This is a genomic window from Aequoribacter fuscus (genome assembly GCF_009910365.1).
Taxonomy (GTDB): domain Bacteria; phylum Pseudomonadota; class Gammaproteobacteria; order Pseudomonadales; family Halieaceae; genus Aequoribacter; species Aequoribacter fuscus.
This window is the reverse complement of sequence record NZ_CP036423.1, coordinates 208,400-225,963: the sequence shown is the minus strand read 5'-3', so window position 1 is coordinate 225,963 and position 17,564 is coordinate 208,400. Positions and strand designations below refer to the sequence as shown.

At 52.0% G+C, this 17,564-nt stretch carries 18 protein-coding genes; 12 read left to right on the top strand and 6 right to left on the bottom strand.

What is annotated here, in order from left to right; genetic code table 11:
* Positions 1 to 2 precede the first annotated feature (2 nt).
* From EYZ66_RS01080 to EYZ66_RS01045, 8 genes are read left to right on the top strand one after another with little or no spacing between them, the layout of a single operon-like run.
* Entirely contained in the window at positions 3 to 1,226 is a 1,224-nt protein-coding gene (locus EYZ66_RS01080) for a hypothetical protein (protein ID WP_009576227.1), read from the top strand.
* A 3-nt stretch (positions 1,227 to 1,229) separates the two neighbouring features.
* Complete coding sequence (locus EYZ66_RS01075) at positions 1,230 to 2,321, top strand: vWA domain-containing protein (protein ID WP_160195553.1); 1,092 nt, start codon at positions 1,230 to 1,232, stop codon at positions 2,319 to 2,321.
* A complete protein-coding gene (locus EYZ66_RS01070; RefSeq protein WP_009575154.1) occupies positions 2,321 to 3,319 on the top strand; it encodes a vWA domain-containing protein in 999 nt (332 codons plus the stop codon). Before EYZ66_RS01075 ends, EYZ66_RS01070 begins: the two co-directional genes overlap by 1 nt.
* Positions 3,297 to 3,968, top strand: coding sequence for a hypothetical protein (locus EYZ66_RS01065; protein ID WP_009575153.1), 672 nt, complete (start codon positions 3,297 to 3,299; stop codon positions 3,966 to 3,968). Before EYZ66_RS01070 ends, EYZ66_RS01065 begins: the two co-directional genes overlap by 23 nt.
* Positions 3,965 to 4,636 carry a hypothetical protein gene (locus tag EYZ66_RS01060; RefSeq protein ID WP_009575152.1) on the top strand — a complete coding sequence of 224 codons (672 nt, stop codon included), beginning with the start codon at positions 3,965 to 3,967 and terminating at the stop codon, positions 4,634 to 4,636. Before EYZ66_RS01065 ends, EYZ66_RS01060 begins: the two co-directional genes overlap by 4 nt.
* 4 nt (positions 4,637 to 4,640) lie before the next feature.
* Positions 4,641 to 6,062: a M48 family metalloprotease gene (locus tag EYZ66_RS01055; protein ID WP_009575151.1), complete on the top strand. Its 1,422-nt coding sequence runs from the start codon at positions 4,641 to 4,643 to the stop codon at positions 6,060 to 6,062.
* Positions 6,063 to 6,098: 36 nt separating this feature from the next.
* Positions 6,099 to 7,565, top strand: a complete 1,467-nt coding sequence (locus EYZ66_RS01050; protein WP_009575150.1) for an amidohydrolase family protein — start codon at positions 6,099 to 6,101, stop codon at positions 7,563 to 7,565.
* A gap of 13 nt (positions 7,566 to 7,578) precedes the next feature.
* Positions 7,579 to 9,282, top strand: coding sequence for an amidohydrolase (locus tag EYZ66_RS01045; protein ID WP_009575149.1), 1,704 nt, complete (start codon positions 7,579 to 7,581; stop codon positions 9,280 to 9,282).
* Here the strand turns inward: EYZ66_RS01045 and EYZ66_RS01040 are convergent.
* The 6 genes from EYZ66_RS01040 to EYZ66_RS01015 form a co-directional block, all read right to left on the bottom strand.
* Positions 9,279 to 9,638 carry a DUF2288 domain-containing protein gene (locus tag EYZ66_RS01040; protein ID WP_009575148.1) on the bottom strand — a complete coding sequence of 120 codons (360 nt, stop codon included), beginning with the start codon at positions 9,636 to 9,638 and terminating at the stop codon, positions 9,279 to 9,281. The two genes, EYZ66_RS01045 and EYZ66_RS01040, sit on opposite strands and share 4 nt — an antisense overlap.
* A gap of 5 nt (positions 9,639 to 9,643) precedes the next feature.
* A complete protein-coding gene (locus EYZ66_RS01035) occupies positions 9,644 to 10,294 on the bottom strand; it encodes an MBL fold metallo-hydrolase (protein WP_160195552.1) in 651 nt (216 codons plus the stop codon).
* A gap of 23 nt (positions 10,295 to 10,317) precedes the next feature.
* A complete protein-coding gene (locus EYZ66_RS01030) occupies positions 10,318 to 11,604 on the bottom strand; it encodes a dicarboxylate/amino acid:cation symporter (protein ID WP_009575146.1) in 1,287 nt (428 codons plus the stop codon).
* Positions 11,605 to 11,670: 66 nt separating this feature from the next.
* Entirely contained in the window at positions 11,671 to 12,354 is a 684-nt protein-coding gene (locus EYZ66_RS01025; RefSeq protein ID WP_160195551.1) for an LOG family protein, read from the bottom strand.
* Between the two features lie 34 nt (positions 12,355 to 12,388).
* The gene (locus tag EYZ66_RS01020; RefSeq protein WP_009575144.1) at positions 12,389 to 13,672 is read right to left on the bottom strand and encodes a putative bifunctional diguanylate cyclase/phosphodiesterase; all 1,284 of its coding nucleotides are present in this window, start codon (positions 13,670 to 13,672) and stop codon (positions 12,389 to 12,391) included.
* A 2-nt stretch (positions 13,673 to 13,674) separates the two neighbouring features.
* Entirely contained in the window at positions 13,675 to 14,910 is a 1,236-nt protein-coding gene (locus EYZ66_RS01015; protein ID WP_083814345.1) for a cyclic di-GMP phosphodiesterase, read from the bottom strand.
* Between the two features lie 361 nt (positions 14,911 to 15,271).
* On the opposite strand from EYZ66_RS01015, the gene EYZ66_RS01010 reads away from it, so the two are divergent.
* From EYZ66_RS01010 to EYZ66_RS00995, 4 genes are all read left to right on the top strand, one after another.
* Positions 15,272 to 15,739: a Dps family protein gene (locus EYZ66_RS01010; protein ID WP_009575142.1), complete on the top strand. Its 468-nt coding sequence runs from the start codon at positions 15,272 to 15,274 to the stop codon at positions 15,737 to 15,739.
* A gap of 82 nt (positions 15,740 to 15,821) precedes the next feature.
* Positions 15,822 to 16,307, top strand: coding sequence for a low molecular weight protein-tyrosine-phosphatase (locus EYZ66_RS01005; protein WP_009575141.1), 486 nt, complete (start codon positions 15,822 to 15,824; stop codon positions 16,305 to 16,307).
* 13 nt (positions 16,308 to 16,320) lie between these two features.
* Entirely contained in the window at positions 16,321 to 17,097 is a 777-nt protein-coding gene (locus EYZ66_RS01000) for a cyclase family protein (RefSeq protein WP_009575140.1), read from the top strand.
* Positions 17,098 to 17,168: 71 nt separating this feature from the next.
* Positions 17,169 to 17,552 carry a diacylglycerol kinase gene (locus EYZ66_RS00995; protein ID WP_009575139.1) on the top strand — a complete coding sequence of 128 codons (384 nt, stop codon included), beginning with the start codon at positions 17,169 to 17,171 and terminating at the stop codon, positions 17,550 to 17,552.
* Positions 17,553 to 17,564 lie beyond the last annotated feature (12 nt).

The following is a 17,564-nucleotide window of genomic DNA, read 5'->3' as shown; positions in this document are numbered from 1 at the left end:
CTATGACCTTACACCTACTCGACATCAACGATTGCAAGCTGGGCTTTGGCACGAGCGAAGAGCAAGACTTTCACCCCGGAATTGCCTACTGGGACGGCAGCAACTACACCTTTGGCGAGTCCGCGAGGCCAAAACTCAAGCGCTGCCCAACCGATATGCTGCACCGCTACTGGATGCAACCCGCGCTAGAACCCTTGACACCACCCTTGGGGCACGCACGCCACAACGCCGACCTGGTTCACGCACAAATCGACCAGATTACTCAAGGCCATGTCGCCGAGACTTTGATTGCCGTACCAGGTCACTACAGCGACGAGCAACTCAGTTTGATATTGGGCATTTTGCGAGCGACGACACTCGAACCTGTGCGCCTGATTCACCGAAGTATTGGCATTAGCTACTCTCAAGCAAAAGCGCCAAGAGTTTTACACCTCGAGCTCCAACTACACCAATTGGCAGCTACTGAGCTGCATATCGTTGACCGCGAACTGACGGTGAAACGCACAACGACAGTCGCTGGACAGGGTTTATTTGCATTGCGCGACCGTCTGCTACAGGTCATTAATTCTGTGTTTATCGATCAAGCTCGATTTGACGCCTTACGCTCGGGCAAAGACGAGCAAGACCTCGCAGATCAAATCGATACATTGCTCGCTGCAAACCCGACTTTCGAGGCCGAGTATTATTTTCACTGCCAAGGGCATACCGTCGCTTTAGATCATGACCAGCTTCGCCCTGCCTACCAACCCATTATTGACGCCATCACTCGTTTTGGGCCCGCCCAGGCGCAATGCCTCATCGAAGACCATAACTTTAAGGTGAGTCACTTTTGTCCAACCACTTGGACAACCGAAACAGTGGATTCACGCATTTTATTTGACCAGCTTACGACGTGGGTTGAACTCACGCCAAACAGCGACGCATTTACCCTAATCGATACACTGCCCTGTGAGCCACAAGAAGACCGAGCTCAGGTCACAAATTCAGATACTGTCCAGACCCTGCCTTTTGGCTTGTCGAACTACAAAGCCATACCTCTAAAACAGTGGCTCAAACACAAGGCCCCCAGCGCCTCGTTGGATGGCTGGGCCCTAACTCTCAGCAGCAATGCACCGGAGTTAATTACGGTGAACGGCCGCTTGGTGAGCAGGCAACAAAAACTCACACCGGGTGACACCATCAATATTAATGGGTCGGTCATGACTCTGATCGAGATCAGCGGGTAGGCAATGGCCAGAGCACGGCGCCGTTTTACCACCTTTAACCTAAGTTTCTTAGACATTATGTCGTGCGGCTTTGGCGCAGTTGTCCTAGTGTTTTTAATTATTGATCATGCCATCGAGCAAGAAGCAGACGCGATTAATGCGGATCTGCTATCAGAAGTCAGCCTGTTAGAGGAAGATATCCGCGAAGGACAAGCGGGCCTGGTCAAACTCAAAAATACGCTCGACACGGTGAGCTTAGACGTAGTGACCGCCGAGGGTCGTGCTGATCGAATTCGCAAAGAAATCGATGACATCAACGCCCTGTTAACAGCCCTTGATGAAGATGGCGCCAGCAAGGAGTCAATCATCGATACCCTCAAAGGCGAGTTGAGCCAACTGGAATCTGAAGTTGAACGACTGCGTGCCACGGCAGAGAAGAACGCGGGCAAAAGTGCTCGTGACTACGTTGGCGATGGAAATCGCCAGTATTTAACGGGTATGAATTTGGGTGGACGACGGATTCTGATTCTGCTCGACGCTTCTGCCAGCATGCTAGACCATCGCATCGTCAACATTATCCGCTTACGCAACATGTCAGAACAAGTCCAAGCGCAAGCGCCCAAATGGCGTCGCGCAACCAATACAGTGCGCTGGCTGACCGCTCAGTTACCACCATCCTCTCAATACCAAGTGGTGTACTTTAACACCGAGGCAAAGGCCGCCCTCCCTGAAACCGAGGGCCAGTGGCTTGATGTCTCAAACCGCAGTCAATTAGAAGCCGTCGGTGACGCGGTGACAAAACTCTTACCCAGCGGGGGCAGTAGCTTACACGCGGCCTTTGACGCCATGGATAAACTACCCCTGCGCCCTGACAATATTTTTATTATTACCGACGGCTTACCCACGCAAGGCGACAAAAAACCCAAGGGGGCCACCATCTCTGGAGCCGACCGAGAAAAACTGTTTCGAGAGGCGGTCAAAAAGCTACCCAAGGGTGTGCCGATAAACACCATTTTGGCACCCATGGAGGGTGACCCAATGGCCGCGGCTTACTACTGGCAGTTGGCCTTGGGCACTCAGGGGTCTTTTATCAGCCCATCAAAGGATTGGCCATAATGAGACGACAACGCCGCGAGGCAGAAGGGTTTTCTTTATCGTTTTTGGATGTGATCTGCTGCGGTTTTGGCGCTGTGATTTTGTTGCTGATGATTACCAAGACGGTACAGCCCCAAATTCTTGAGCAAAGCACCGTCAATCTAGAGGGACGTATTGCCGCCCTACAAAAACAGCTGTTCGAATTGCGTGGTGAAACCGCAATATTCAATCGTGATTTAAACGCCAAGCAAGAACAATTGTCAGAGTACAAAGAGCGCATCGCTCGCTTATCCGGTCAACTTGCTGCCTTGCGCAGTCGATTCGAGGAAGAGCAGGTTGCGAGTACAGGCGACAGCATTATCGTTGAGCAACTCGCCGAAGCCAAACAACGCCTCACCGAAGAGATGCAGCGCCTGTTGGGTTTACAGTATCAAGCCAAGAATAATCTCATTGCAGGCATACCGGTCGACAGCGAATACATCATTTTTGTCATCGATACCTCGGGCTCGATGTTTTCTTACGCTTGGCCACGGATGCTGCAAGAAATGGAGGCTACATTAAGCATCTACCCCGAGGTAAAGGGCATTCAAGTCATGAATGACATGGGCAACTACTTATTTTCTCGATACCGCGGCGAATGGATTCCCGATACCCCAGGGCGGCGGAAAATCATCCTAGATAACCTGCGCACTTGGAATCCGTTCAGTAACTCAAGTCCGGTAGAAGGGATAACACAAGCCATTCGGGGCTTTTATGATCCACAAAAAAAGATTAGCGTATACGTATTAGGTGATGAGTTTTCTGGGGACTCAATCGCCTCGGTAGTTGATACCGTAGACGCGATCAATGCCGAGGCAGCGGATGGCTCGCGTAAGGTTCGCATTCACGCCATCGGCTTCCCTGTACAATTCTCGCCAGATGCATACACTAACGTAACGGGCATACGGTTTGCCACGCTCATGCGTGAACTGACCTACCGAAACGGAGGCACATTTGTTGGGCTTAACGACTATCGATAAGCAAGATTCATCGCTCAGAGCGGCAGCTCTAGCGTTATGCTTATTGTTTCTGTCGGCCTGCGGTGCCAACCAAGTCATTGTCGACAGCCAGTTCCCACAGCCCGCGCTTGACCCTATCCCGATAACGTTAGGGGTTTACTTCAGCGAAGAGTTCAAAACGCACACCTTTGTTGATGAACCCGAGGCGGAGACCGAGCGAGGCTGGGTGGTCGAGACGGGTGCTGCACAAATGAGTCTGTGGCAAACCATTCTAAACGCCATGTTCCAAAAGGTCGTTTACTTAAAAGAGGCACCATCGACCGAGACACCCAATACCGAGGTCCAATCCGTATTAATACCCACCATCAGTGACTTGCAATATGCAATCCCGGCACACACCAATACTAAAGTGTTCGAGCTGTGGCTGAAGTATGACATCGCCTTGACCGATCATACGGGCGACTCGCTTGCCGAATGGTCGATGACCGCGTACGGCAAGACCCCCGAAGCTTTTATGCAAAGCAATCAAGAGGCCGTCGGTGCGGCAGCCATTGTTGCGCTGCGCGATGCCGGCGCCAATTTTGCGGTGAATTTCCCGAAAGTTCCAGCCGTAAGCGAATGGTTAGAGCGAGCCACCGACGAAACGTCTTCTCGGGAGGATACACCATGAACACCTCCAAGCTCATCCAAGTCATGTCCCTGACGGCGGTGATGTTCGTACTGCAAGGTTGCGTCACAGCCAAGATCGATGAAATGACCTATAACCCCCCAGAGGCAGGGGTTGGTGCATCATCAGTTGTGCTGCTGGGCCGTCGCCATGCCAGCAACTACGACACTGAGCGCGATTTTGTGCAATGCGTTCGAAATCATATTCAGGGCAAAGACGACACCATCGATATTGTTGACGAAGCCCAATTTTTAGACGCGCTCTACCCTTGGTTTGAACCCAGAACGGCCCCCATGCACCCCGGTGCTATCCGCGAGTTACTCGCCCAACCCGCCGTCGCCAGCAAAATCCAAGCGCTGGACACGCAGTACATGATTTGGATTGACGGCAACACCGAGCGCACCGATGCCTCTGGCTCTATGACCTGCGGGGTGGGGCCCACCGGCGCAGGCTGTTTTGGCTTCGGTACTTGGAGCGACGAGTCGAACTACGAAGCGGTAATCTGGGATTTTAGCAATCAGGCAGAGGTAGGACGCATCAATACCAGCACCAGCGGTCAGTCGTATATGCCCGCTGTCGTAGTCCCCATCCCTATCATCGCCCCAGTACAAGGCACAGCCTGCGACGGTATTGGCGAACAATTACTGCAATTTTTATCGGCTAAGTACTAAAACCATGCCTTATTTTGTTGCTTTACTGACCTTAACTGCGGCATTGATCATAACCGGCTGTTCAAGCAACCCGGCCACTGGCGGCAGTAGCGTCGTATTTACCAGCGCCAGCAAAGAAAAAGAAATTGGCCAGACAATGTACGAGCAGCTAAAAGAGCAAGGTGGATTTTACGAGGATCCCGAACTTCAGGCGTACATCAATCGAGTTGGGCAAAAACTGGTCGCTGTGAGTGACATGCCAGACTTGGATTTTACTTTCACGGTCATCGACAACCCAGCAATTAACGCATATGCCACGCCAGGAGGCTATGTATACGTCAACCGGGGATTGCTCGCCTATCTCGACACCGAGGACGAACTCGCAGGCGTTATGGCGCACGAGATTGGTCACGTTACCGCTCGCCATTCAGCCCGCCAAAAAACCGCACAAACCACCAGTAAAGTTTTGGCTGTCACGACCTACATCTTGACGGGGAGCGGCGACCTTGCCGGTGCTGCTGATACCTATGGCGCCCAACTTATCTCGGGCTACGGCCGTGAAATGGAACTCGAAGCCGACAGTTTAGGGGCAAGATATATGCACAAAGCGGGCTACGATACCGATGCCCTGCTCGCTGTTATTGGCGTCCTCAAAGACCAAGAGCGCTACCAACGAGCCAAAGCCGGTGGCAAGGCAACAGGGTCTTACCATGGACTGTATTCCACCCATCCACGCAACGATAAACGCTTGCAGCAGGTCATCCGCACCGCGAGCCAGCTCGATGATGTCCAAAATCGCTCGCTCGAACCACCAGAGCCTTTGCGCAAACATTTGCAGGGCCTTGTGTGGGGCGAAAGCATTCAGAGTAAGCGCGAGGACAACCGTTTTTACCACAACAAACTGGGCTTTACCTTTGCACACCCAGAAGGCTGGAAGGTAAGTACCAATGCCGATAAGATTATCGCCAGCGACGCCTCTAAATCCATGACTTTGACCCTTACGCTTTCGCGCGAACCTAAAGATCAGACGCCGCAGGCTTTTCTGGAATCGCAGGTTAGCGGCGCGCTGTCTGCCAGCAAAGCCCTGGAGCAGGCTGGCCTGCAGGGCTATACCAGCATCGTGAGCGCCCAAGGCATCAGCAAACGCGTCGCGGTCATTTATTACAACGGTCTGGCGTATCGCTTCGAAGGTGAGGCCGAAGATTTTAATAGTGGTGACGCCTTAATTTTGCCGATGATCGAGAGCTTTCGGCCGATCCATCCCACCGAGAAGGCCGTGGGCGATGGTCAATTCATCGAGTTTATCCAATTTCCCCGCGGAGCTACCTTGGCATCTCTTGCCGAGCAAATAGATATTCCTGATGCGGAAAATCAGTTGCGTCTAATCAATGGACTTTACCCCAGTGGTGAGCCTCGAGTGGGTGATTGGATTAAAATTATTCGCTAAGCCTCGCACGTTAATAACGACAATAACGAGATCACAATGCACCGTATTCGTACCCATTTCCTGTTGCCCTTGTTGTTGGCGACACTGCCAGCACAAGCCTTAGATCTCGCCATTATTGGCGGCCGCGTGATCGACCCGGAAACACGCACCGATAAGGTGCTAAATGTGGGTGTTCAAGATGGCCGCATCGTCGCTCTGACCACTGATTTGCTCGAGGCTGATCGAGTGATCAATGCGGAAGGTCGTGTTGTCGCCCCCGGGTTTATCGACATCCACTCCCACACACCGACCCCTTTTGGTATGCAGCTAAATATTTTAGATGGTATTACCACTGCACTCGACACCGAAGCAGGCGCCTACCCCGTTTACGAATACGGCGATGCAATTAAAGATAATGCGCTCTTGAATTTTGGTGCCTCGGTAGGGCATTACGCCGCAAGAATTCGAGTGATCGAGGGAAAGTATCAGCCCTATTTTTTTCACCAGGGAAACCTAGCGGGCATGAGCTCACCTGCGTTTGAGCAGCCCGCAACAGCCGAACAGATAGAAGAAATTCGCCAGCACTTGAACCAAGGCATAAAGCAGGGTGGATTAGGTATCGGCCTGCTACTTGATTACATGCGCGATGCCGTTACCGATAAAGAGCTGCGAATGATTTTTGAAGTCGCGGCCGATCACGACGTACCAGTATTCACGCATGTGCGGCGCAACCTACCGGGCGACCCAAGCGGTTTGAACGAGGTTTTGGCGCTGGCCAAATCGACGGGGGCAGCGATATTCATTTGTCATATCACACACAATGCCATGGGCTCAGTGGGAGATTGGCTTAAAACCATTGACCAAGCCCGCGCAGATGGCGTTCGCGTGACCACCGAGACACTAAGTTATCTGGCAGGTGGCACTTCGATTTCTGCCGACGTCTTCCGTAAGCGCGACTGGCAAGCCATTTTTGATATCACCTATGAAGACGTCCAGTGGGTCGCAACCGGCGAATGGCTGACCGAAGAAACCTGGAATCACTATGCCAAGCATGAAGGCTCGGGGGCCGTAAATCATCATTATGTCAAAGAACCCTGGCTGCACACAGCGCTTCGCTGGCCCGATATGATGATTTCAACCGATGCCTTACCCGCTTTCACGCATGAGCAATTCAGCAACCCTAATATTGCGGGCACTTTCTCGCTGGTTTTAGGTCGCTATGTACGAGAGCAAGGTATTCTTACGTTATCCGATGCGCTCTCGCGTATGAGTCTGAAACAAGCGCAATGGCTCGAGCCGTTTGCGCCGGCCTTCAAACGCAAAGGGCGCATCCAGCTAGGTATGGATGCCGACATCGTAATATTCGACGCAGATACCGTAGCGGCCACAGCGGATTACGGCAAACCTTATGAAGCACCTGTTGGTATTCACTGGGTCATTGTGAATGGCCAAGTGGCTGTCGTAGATGGCACCATCCAATCGTCTATCGCGGCCGGTAAGCGGCTCACGACACTCACAAACTAAGAGACGTCAGTACATGAGAACCTTATTAACCGCGACCTTCGCTCTACTTGTTTCTTTGGCGAGCTACGCCTCTGAGGTCACAATTTATACCGCCAAATCCATTATCACCATGGAGCCATCGCAGCCGCGCGCCACGGCTGTGGCGGTCCAAAACGGTCTGATTGTCGGGGTTGGCACCGAAGCCAGCCTAACGCCATGGGTCGACCGCTTTGGGGGTAAGATTGACCGACAATTAGACGATATGACCGTGATGCCGGGCTTTATCGACCCTCACGTTCACCCCAGTCTGCCCGCGATTTTAACACAACTCCCCTTCTTGGCTCCTGATGACTGGAGCCTACCCACGGGCGAATTCCCCGGCGCGCTGACACCCGAGGATTACAAAAGCAAACTGATCGCGCTAGAAGCCAACGACGCCGATAAATCCAAACCCTTTGGCTCTTGGGGCTACCACGAGCTTTGGCACGGTCATGTCCGCCGCGCGGAGCTCGATGCTTGGTTTGGAGACCGCCCCGTATTTATCTGGCAACGATCTTTTCATGAAGTCATCTTCAATACCGCCGCACTTAAGCACTTTGGTATTACCCAAGCCGATGCGGAGGCGGCGCACGGCGAAGCCAATTGGGACGAGGGGCATTTTTGGGAAAACGGCCTGTTCGCAGTATTTCGCAACTTGGGCTATTTAATCGAGCCGCAAAACTACATGCGCGGGACCCAAAACTTTCTAGAAATGGCGCATCAAGGTGGAGTAACGACCGCGGTGGACATGGGGCTGGGAATTTCCAGCGACCCAGACGTAGAACTGAGGCTACTCAGCGGGATGATGCAACAATCCAACGCGCCCCTACGACTGATCATGACCCCGATTATTTCGAAGTTTATGCAGGCGGGAAAAACGCCGGCGCAAGCGCTAGAGCAAGTCAAACGATGGCAACAAACTCACACCGGACAAGTGTCGGTGCGAGATCATTTCAAGCTTATGGTCGATGGCGCCATTTTTTCCGCACTGGCGCAATTTAAAGCGCCCGGCTATTTAGACGGACACGAGGGTGTCTGGCTCACACCCGAAGACGCACTTAAAGAATATGCCGAGGTTTTTTGGCGCGCAGGCTTTCAGCTTCATGCCCATTCCAATGGCGACGCTGCGACCGAACGGACTTTGGATCTGGTAGAGTCACTGCTGACAGACTTCCCGCGTCAAGATCACCGTTTTGCCATCGAGCATTTCGCGTACGCGACGTCTGATCAAGCCAAACGTATTAAGGCGCTTGGCGTCATCGTATCGGCCAACCCCTACTATCATTACATTCTGTCTGACAGTTACGGCGAGCATGAAATAGGGCCATCGCGCGCCGAGCAAATGGTACGCTTGGGTACCCTAGAACGTTTGGGCGTGCCCTTTACCTTGCATTCGGATACACCCATGGCGCCACTGAGACCGCTAACGCTCGCTTGGAATGCGAGCAATAGACAAACCATTAATGGCCATCTGACTGGGCAAAATGAACGCGTATCGCTGGACGCCGCGCTGCGTGCAATTACCATCGATGCCGCTTGGGCAGTCGGTATGGAGACCGAGATCGGCAGTATAGCGGTCGGCAAAAAAGCGGACTTCACGGTTTTGGCGCAAGATCCCTATGAGGTCGGTGCATCTGGCCTAAAAGAGATTGAGATACGAGGCACTGTATTCGAGGGACGCTTCGCCCCAGTCAACTAAGCCAAGTTTTTGTGCTGCACCAGGACCCACGGTGCTGCCACCGTCACCCACAGCAGTTGGTCGTTGTCGTACCACACCAGCGCCTGCTCGTCGGTCGCGGGTGCGATGAAACCTTGCTCTATCCACGCGGCAAACTGAGCGGAGTTATCCAAACCTAACTGCACGGCGACTTCGATCAAATCGAGCTCTGCAGACACAACAATCACACTGCCGCGAGCGTAATAGGTTTGCATCTCGCGCCAAGGCATTTTTGCAGTTTGCTTTAAAAACTCGGTTTGCAGCAGTTGCTCGCGCTCGGAGGTACTCAAGCTCGCCAGATCAACATCCGGCACATTAAAAGAGGGCTGATCAGACACCGAACTTACCCGTAGCGCGAATCAGCAACGAAAGGGTTCGTCTGACGCTCTTGCCCAAACGTTGACGTTGGCCCGTGACCCGGCACGAAGGTAATGTCATCGCCCAGCGGGAATAACTTGTCTCGGATGGAGTGGATAAGATCATCGTGCTTGCTCATGGGGAAGTCAGTGCGACCGATTGAGCCCTGAAAAATCACATCGCCCACCCAGGCAATACGGTTTTCGTCACTCACGAACACCACATGTCCTGGTGTATGCCCCGGACAGTGAATGACCTGCAGCTCAACCTCACCCACGTTAACCGTGTCACCGTCGTGTAACCAGCGATCCGGTGTAAATGCATCGGCATGAGGAAAACCCGCCAGTTTGCAATAGTCGGGCAGTTGATCAATCCAGAACTTATCAGCGGCTTCTGGCCCCTCGATAGGTACTTCGAGTTTATCGCGCAGCTCAGCGGATACACCGCAATGATCCAAGTGCCCATGGGTTAGGATAATTTTTTCGATCGTGGCGCCCATTTGCTCGGCCGCTGACAAAATACGATCGATGTCACCACCTGGGTCAACAACAGCGGCTTTACCGGTCGCTTGACACTGAATGATCGAGCAGTTTTGCTGGTAAGGGGTTACCGGCACCACCGAAACTTTAATCGACATAGTTACTAACCTTCTTGTTCATACTAAGCTTCACGAGCGTCTAGCGTGTCTGCAGAAGCGTGATAAATTTCCTGATCGAGCTGGCCCTCAGAGTTTGCCACAACCACACTCGCCACCGCATCACCTGTGACATTAATTACGGTTCGAATCATGTCCAACAAACGATCTACCCCAATAATTAGGGCAATACCCTCTACCGGCAAACCGGCCTGCTCGAGCACGAGTGCAAGAGTAATCAAACCCACACCCGGTACGCCTGCTGTACCAATCGAGGCCAAGATAGCCGTGACCACAACGCCAAAAAGGGCCGCCATCGACAAATCGATACCATACACTTGTGCAATGAATATCGTGGCCACGCCTTGCATGATGGCTGTGCCATCCATATTGATCGTGGCTCCCAGTGGGACCGTAAAACCTGCAACGGAGTTATGCACACCCAAACGGTGCTCGACCGTGCGCAATGTTACCGGAATGGTCGCGCCCGACGATGAGGTGCTAAACGCAAATGCCCATACCGGGCGCATTTTTTGAAGGAGCACCGCCGGAGAAAGCCCCGCGAGTACGCGAAGAAGCATTGGATAAACAACCAGACCATGAAATACGAGAATAGCGGCTAGAGTAAAGAAGTAGCCGGCTAAATCCAGAATCGCGGAGGCACCCATGCCAGCAAACAGTTTGCTCAAAAGAGCAAAAACACCGTAAGGTGCCACTTCCATCAAGAGTGACACCATACGCATCACCACGGCTTCAGCATCGCGGAAAAAACCTGCTAATCGTCGACCGGGCTCACCGGCATGTGACATGGCGTAACCGAACAACAGAGCAAACACGATAATCTGCAGCATGTTTGCTTCGGCCATGGCTTTGACGGGGTTGGTTGGAAAAATATTCACAATCACATCGGTTAATGGCGGCGCAGGTTTAGGCACAAACTCCGCACTCGTTTGCAAATTCATACCCTCACCCGGCGCCACGATCGATGCGACCAGCAAAGCAATGGTCACCGCCAAGCCGGTGGTAAATAAGTAGAATGCGATCGTTTTACCGGCTATAGGCCCCATGCGCGCGCTGTCGCCTAAGGCGCTAGCACCACAGATCAGGGAAACGAGAACTAAAGGGACAACCAAAAGCTTGAGAGAGGCGACAAAAATTCGTCCCAAGACATCAAATACACCGTCTATTAAGTAGGTTTGTATCAGCGCACCAAAACTTACCCCCAATGCGTTGGCACTCAACAGTAAATTCAGCAGTGATCCCACGGCGATGCCCAATACCATCGCCAGTAAAATTCTATTGGTTAAACTCATAGTCCATCCTTTTTTTGTGCCCCATTGCAACCCTTGCATCGCCAGATTGCAAGCCCTGCATCGGCTTTAGCTGTTGTCGCCTACTGCTTTGGATAAGCGAGGACAACAAAAAAGCCGCGTAATGACCTCGTCAAGGTCATCCGTCAGCGTAATCAAATCGAGATCCAAGGGACCGACATAATGCTGACGCACCATTTGGTCACGGACGAACTGCAATAGGGGATCAAAGAATTCCGTGCCCACGAGGATAATCGGACGCTTATCGAGCTTACCCGTCTGCATCAGCGTCAACAGCTCGAATAACTCATCGGTGGTACCAAAACCACCCGGAAAAGCGACAAAGCCTAAAGCATAGCGAATCAGTAGAAATTTTCGGGTGAAAAAATAACGAAACTCCAACCCCATGCTCAGGTAAGGGTTGGGTTGCTGCTCTTTGGGCAGCGTAATATTTAAACCCACACTCAAGCCGCCCGCTTCAAGCGCACCGCGATTAGCGGCCTCCATCACACCGGGACCACCTCCGGTAATCACACCAATACCCCGCTCTGCCAAGGTTTTGCCAAGTGCGTAAGCGCTGACATACTCCCATGACTGCACTGATGAACGCGCCGAGCCGAATACCGTAACAGCTGGGCCGATTGACTGCAGTTCGCGGATACCGTGCTCTAATTCTGCCTCAATGCGATCGAGTCGCTGACGCTCGTCGTCACTGAAATGATATTGGGGGTCGACAAAATCGATCGGGCTCATGGTGTAGTGCGTCCAAAGGCCCGTTTGCGGGCTTCTATATCAGGGATTTTTTGCCATTATCGCGCATCCACGCTTCGAATGCATCGACCGGCAAAGGTCGAGAAAAATAATAACCCTGAATGTAATCGCAACCGAGCGCTTTCAGAAGATCGCAGGTGGCACGATCTTCAACGCCCTCAGCCACCACGGTCAGACCAAACTGATGCGCAATGTAGATCATGATCTTCACCAGCTCGAGATCGTGACCACCATCGATCAGATGATCAATAAATGACTTGTCAATTTTCAGCTCATCAGCGGGGATGTGCTTAAAGTAAGACAACGAGGAATAGCCTGTACCAAAGTCATCAATGGATAGAGTGGTGCCGAGCTCTCGCAGCTTTAACAGGTTATCAAACCCGGATTCTTTATCTTCGATAAAGCCGCCTTCGGTAATCTCAAGCGCAAACCGATCTGAGCTGACGCCCCATATTGCTAACGAGTCTTTCACCAGACCGTGTAGGTCGGGGTTGGCAACGAGGCTCGCTTGGATATTCACGGCGAGTTGCACATCCATACTGGATTGCCACTCTTTCGCCTGACGCATCGCGCGATGAATAACCCACTTCGCCAGAGCATAACCGCGCCCCGAGGATTCTGCGAGGTTGACCGCATACTCCGGTGAGATAAAGCTGCCATCGTCTAACTGCCAACGCAGTAAAGCCTCGGCCGCGTCAGGGCGACCGGTATGCAGATTAATCTTAGGCTGGTAATACAACTGGAAGGCGTTGTTGTGCAGACTTTCGTAAAAGAGGCGCTCGAGCTCGATGTCTTGCTCAGACGGCAACTCGGTGCCGAGTAAATCTTCAAGGTTGCGCTCTTTACCCTGCTTGGCAGCCGACAATGAGACCTCAGCAGCAGCCAGCATATCCATTGCGGGTAGCACGCAACCTTTGTTCACTGCCACGCCCTGCTTGACAATGATCGGCATGACGCCGTCACCTAACATCAGCGCTTCTTCTAGCACCATTTGCACTCGGTTCAACGCTAACGCGATAAAGGCAGGATTATTCAAGCCCGGCAGGATGTACGCAAACTGGCGACCGCCGATGCGAAATACCGTATCGGGCAGCTTGGTCACGCCCAGCAGAGCTTGATTGGCCTCTCTCAGAATGGCATCGCCGCGGTCAAAACCGTAAGAGTGATTGATACGGGCGAGATTGCTCAGATCAATCAGCAAAAGACCCACATTGTCTTTGTTGCGATGCCCCTCTTTTACCGCAAGTTCTAGGGCGGCGACAAAGCGCTCTCGCTCGATCGGAGCAGCCGAGGCAGACATAGTTACAGTTGAATTCCCGCCATATCGATACCGTAGGCATCAGGCTCGAGGGAATTCACGATATCTAGGGGTTGGCCGTCTTCGGTATGAGTCACCTCCAACAAGTTAATAGTCTGCACGTCCATAATTGGCTTTTTATTGGCGTCTAGCAAAATCATAACTTTAGGGCGCAACCGTCGAGTTCGATACTCCGACAACACCACACCCACTTGACCTGACGACAACTCAACGAGCGTCCCTGCTGGGTAAATACCGACGGCTTGTATGAATTCTTCCACCAACTCCGCTTGGAAATCGATATCTCGCCACTCGTAGAGCATCTTAATTGCCATCGAGGGGGGTAACGCTTTGGCATAGCTGCGATGACTGGTAATAGCATCGTAGCAATCCACAATCGCTGCAATTCGCGCAAAAATGGGGATCTGATCCCCTTTCAGGCCTTTAGGGTAACCCGAGCCATCGTGGCGCTCGTGATGGTACTCGATCATCTCAAGCACGTCTTTGTTCATCAGTCCGCTTTTTTTAACGGCCTCTAGACCCAAATTGACGTGGTTCTGCACCATCTGAAATTCTTGGTCACTCAGCTTGCGCTTAGCATCGATCAATTCTTTATCGACCTGCAACTTACCCACATCGAACAGCAAACCACCAATCGCCAAAGACCGCAGATCGGGTTTGGGTAAACCTAACTGACGACCGAGCGCCACCGCCCAAATTGAGCAACCAATTGAGTGCTGATAGGTATAAGTATCGGCTTGCTTCATGCGCGCCAGCCAAATACAGGCGTCAGGGTTGCGCGTGATACTCTCGACCATGGGCTCAACTGAGCGCTTCACTTTGACAACATCCAGACCACTGCCTTTACTGACGCTGTCAAAAATATTTGTCACACCCGTTGTCAGGGTCGTTATGGCCTGACGCGCCTTGGGATACTCATCGCCAAATTGCCCGGCATCGCGATAATCACTGAGACTACGATTAGGAAACAACTCTTGTTTGGTTTTGCGAGGGCGCGAGACCGGTGCCGCACGCTTTTTTGTTGTTTGATCCGCCACTTCGCTTTTTTCAAAATCGACGTACACGAACTCACAGAATTTACTGATTTTGTCGATATCGCGCTGCGACTTTAGCAAAAAACCCTGCAACGCAAAGGGAGTTTCCAGCCACGGCCTGTCCAGACTGGAGACATACATCCCAATCTTTAAATTATCGACGGTAACTTTGCGGACCTGGATCATTAGCGACTATGCAAAACCATAAAAACACAATGCCATAGTATACCCCACCAAAGTAGAAAACGACTTTATTTAGAAAATTTTCTACCGAAAAATTGATTCAAACCATCGCAACATCTCATTCTCTCTTACTCTCGTGAATGGCTGAGCATTCAATAAAATAAATCGTTTTGATTTAAACAATTTAATTTATAAAAGATCTACAGCATCATAAGATGAGGCAGATCAAAGACAGGCGTTCCGACCGATAAATAGGCGTGCCCAAAGCAGATTATTACGTAGTATCAAAGGACGAAAGCAGGAAGGTAGCTGATAGGAAAAACGGCCCTTTCCACTAACGAACCAGAACAACCAGGAGAGCAGAATGAACATTAATATCGGAATTAAAGAGACCGACCGTCAAGCAATCGTACAAGGATTAAGCGTGTTACTGGCTAACACCTACACGCTGTACCTCAAAACCCACAACTACCACTGGAATGTCACAGGCCCCATGTTCAACACCCTGCATTTGATGTTCGAGCAACAGTACACCGAGCTGGCGACTGCGGTCGATGAAATTGCCGAACGGATTCGTGCCTTGGGCGAATTCGCTCCAGGATCCTACAGCGCTTATGCGGCGCTCACCTCAATTCCAGAAGATAGCTCTATCCCATGCGCGGAAGATATGATTAGAAACTTGGTTGAGGCTCAAGAAACCATTGCTCGCCAAGCGCGCGAAGTGATTGCTATTGCCAGCGAGGCCAGCGACGAACCCAGTGCCGATTTGCTGACGCAACGTATGCAAGCGCACGAAAAAACCGCCTGGATGTTGAGGAGCCTGATCGCCTAGCATCCTAACCGGGGCGCACCGCAGCCTAGGCAGCACAAATCTAGGACGCTAGACTGGTCGTTATTTAACAGCGAGTGTAACCATGTCCGAGTTCAAGATCTTATTCGTGTGCCTAGGCAACATCTGCCGCTCACCCGCGGCAGAAAACATATTCCGAGACTTCATCGAGAGCGACAATCGGCCTTTTACCGTGCACATCGACTCATGTGGCACCGCCTCTTATCATATTGGCGAGCCGCCCGACCAACGCATGCAAGATCGACTCAGAGCATACAACCACAGCTATCACGGGTGTGCACGCCAATTCGAACGGGCCGACTTCGATCGGTTCGATCTCATCATCGCGATGGATCGCAACAACCTCAAGGACCTGCAAGCGCTTGTCCGCCAACCCACGGACTCGGCTAAGTTACGCTTGTTCTCGGACTTTTTACCCAAGGGAGCACCTAAAGACGTGCCCGATCCTTACTACGGGGGCACCAAGGGCTTTGACAGGGTGATTACTATGCTCGAAGACGGCTGTGATGGTATTCTGCAAACGCTGTGCAAAAATCCTGAAATCGATTAACTAGGAGCAGACCATGGGCCAGAAGATTGTCGACTTATCCATCTTTCTAGAGAACGACGTCATCTCTGACCCCCCGGGACATCAACCGCAAATCCACTACATTAAGCACTCCGATTCAGCCCAGGATATTGCCAATATTTTCCCCGGACTTGCCCCAGAGGATCTACCCGATGCTGAGGGCTGGGCAATCGAACAGATCAACCTAAACACCCACAACGGCACTCACCTCGATGCCCCCTACCACTTTGCAAGCACCATGAACCAAGGGGAACGCGCTTGGACCATCGACGAGGTCCCGCTAGAATGGTGCTTTCAACCGGGGGTAAAACTTGACTTTCGCCATCTTCCCGACGGTCATGTTGTCAGTGCCGATGAGGTTGAAGCAGAGCTTGCACGCATAAACCATACGCTGTCGCCCCTTGAAATTGTTCTGGTAAATACCCGCGCGGGCTCTCGTTACGGGCATGACGATTATGTCTCGAGTGGCTGCGGCATGGGTTACGAAGCAACCCGCTACCTGCTAGATAGAGGCATTCGTGTGACCGGAACCGATGGCTGGAGCTGGGACGCACCCTTTGTGCACACCGCGCAACGATTTAACGAAACTCAAGATCCCAGCATTATCTGGGAAGGTCACAAGGCAGGGCGCCACACCGGCTACTGCCATCTCGAGAAACTTCACAATCTCGAAGCGCTCCCGAGTACCGGGTTTACGGTGTCGTGCTTCCCCTTCAAAATTCGCGCGGCCTCAGCCGGCTGGACTCGAGCGGTAGCGATTCTTAACGATTAATCCACACTTAAGAAACCCGTAACCAACAGCCCGTATAGTACGCAGACGTCAAACAATGGATGGAAGCCGCAATGGACGAGCCCCAAGTGATTAAACGGACAGGAGTGCAACGCCTACTATTTACGATTGTAAATTCTGGCAAGGGCCTAGCTTGGTTGTTAAAACACGAAGAAGCCTTCCAGCTTGAATTCGTGTTAGCGCTTATATTAATTCCAGCGGCGTTCCTGATCGGCACAACGACTGGCGAGATCAGCCTGATGATTACCGCCACGTTATTCGTACTGGTTATCGAAACACTAAACACCGCGATCGAAGCGACCATCGATCGCATCAGCCACGACTACCACCAGCTCTCGGGCTTAGCAAAAGACCTCGGATCGCTCGCCGTGACTTTCTCGTTAATCATCTGGCTCGTCATCTGGGCACCCATTGTGTGGCGATGCTTTACAGGTTAGATTGTTACTACT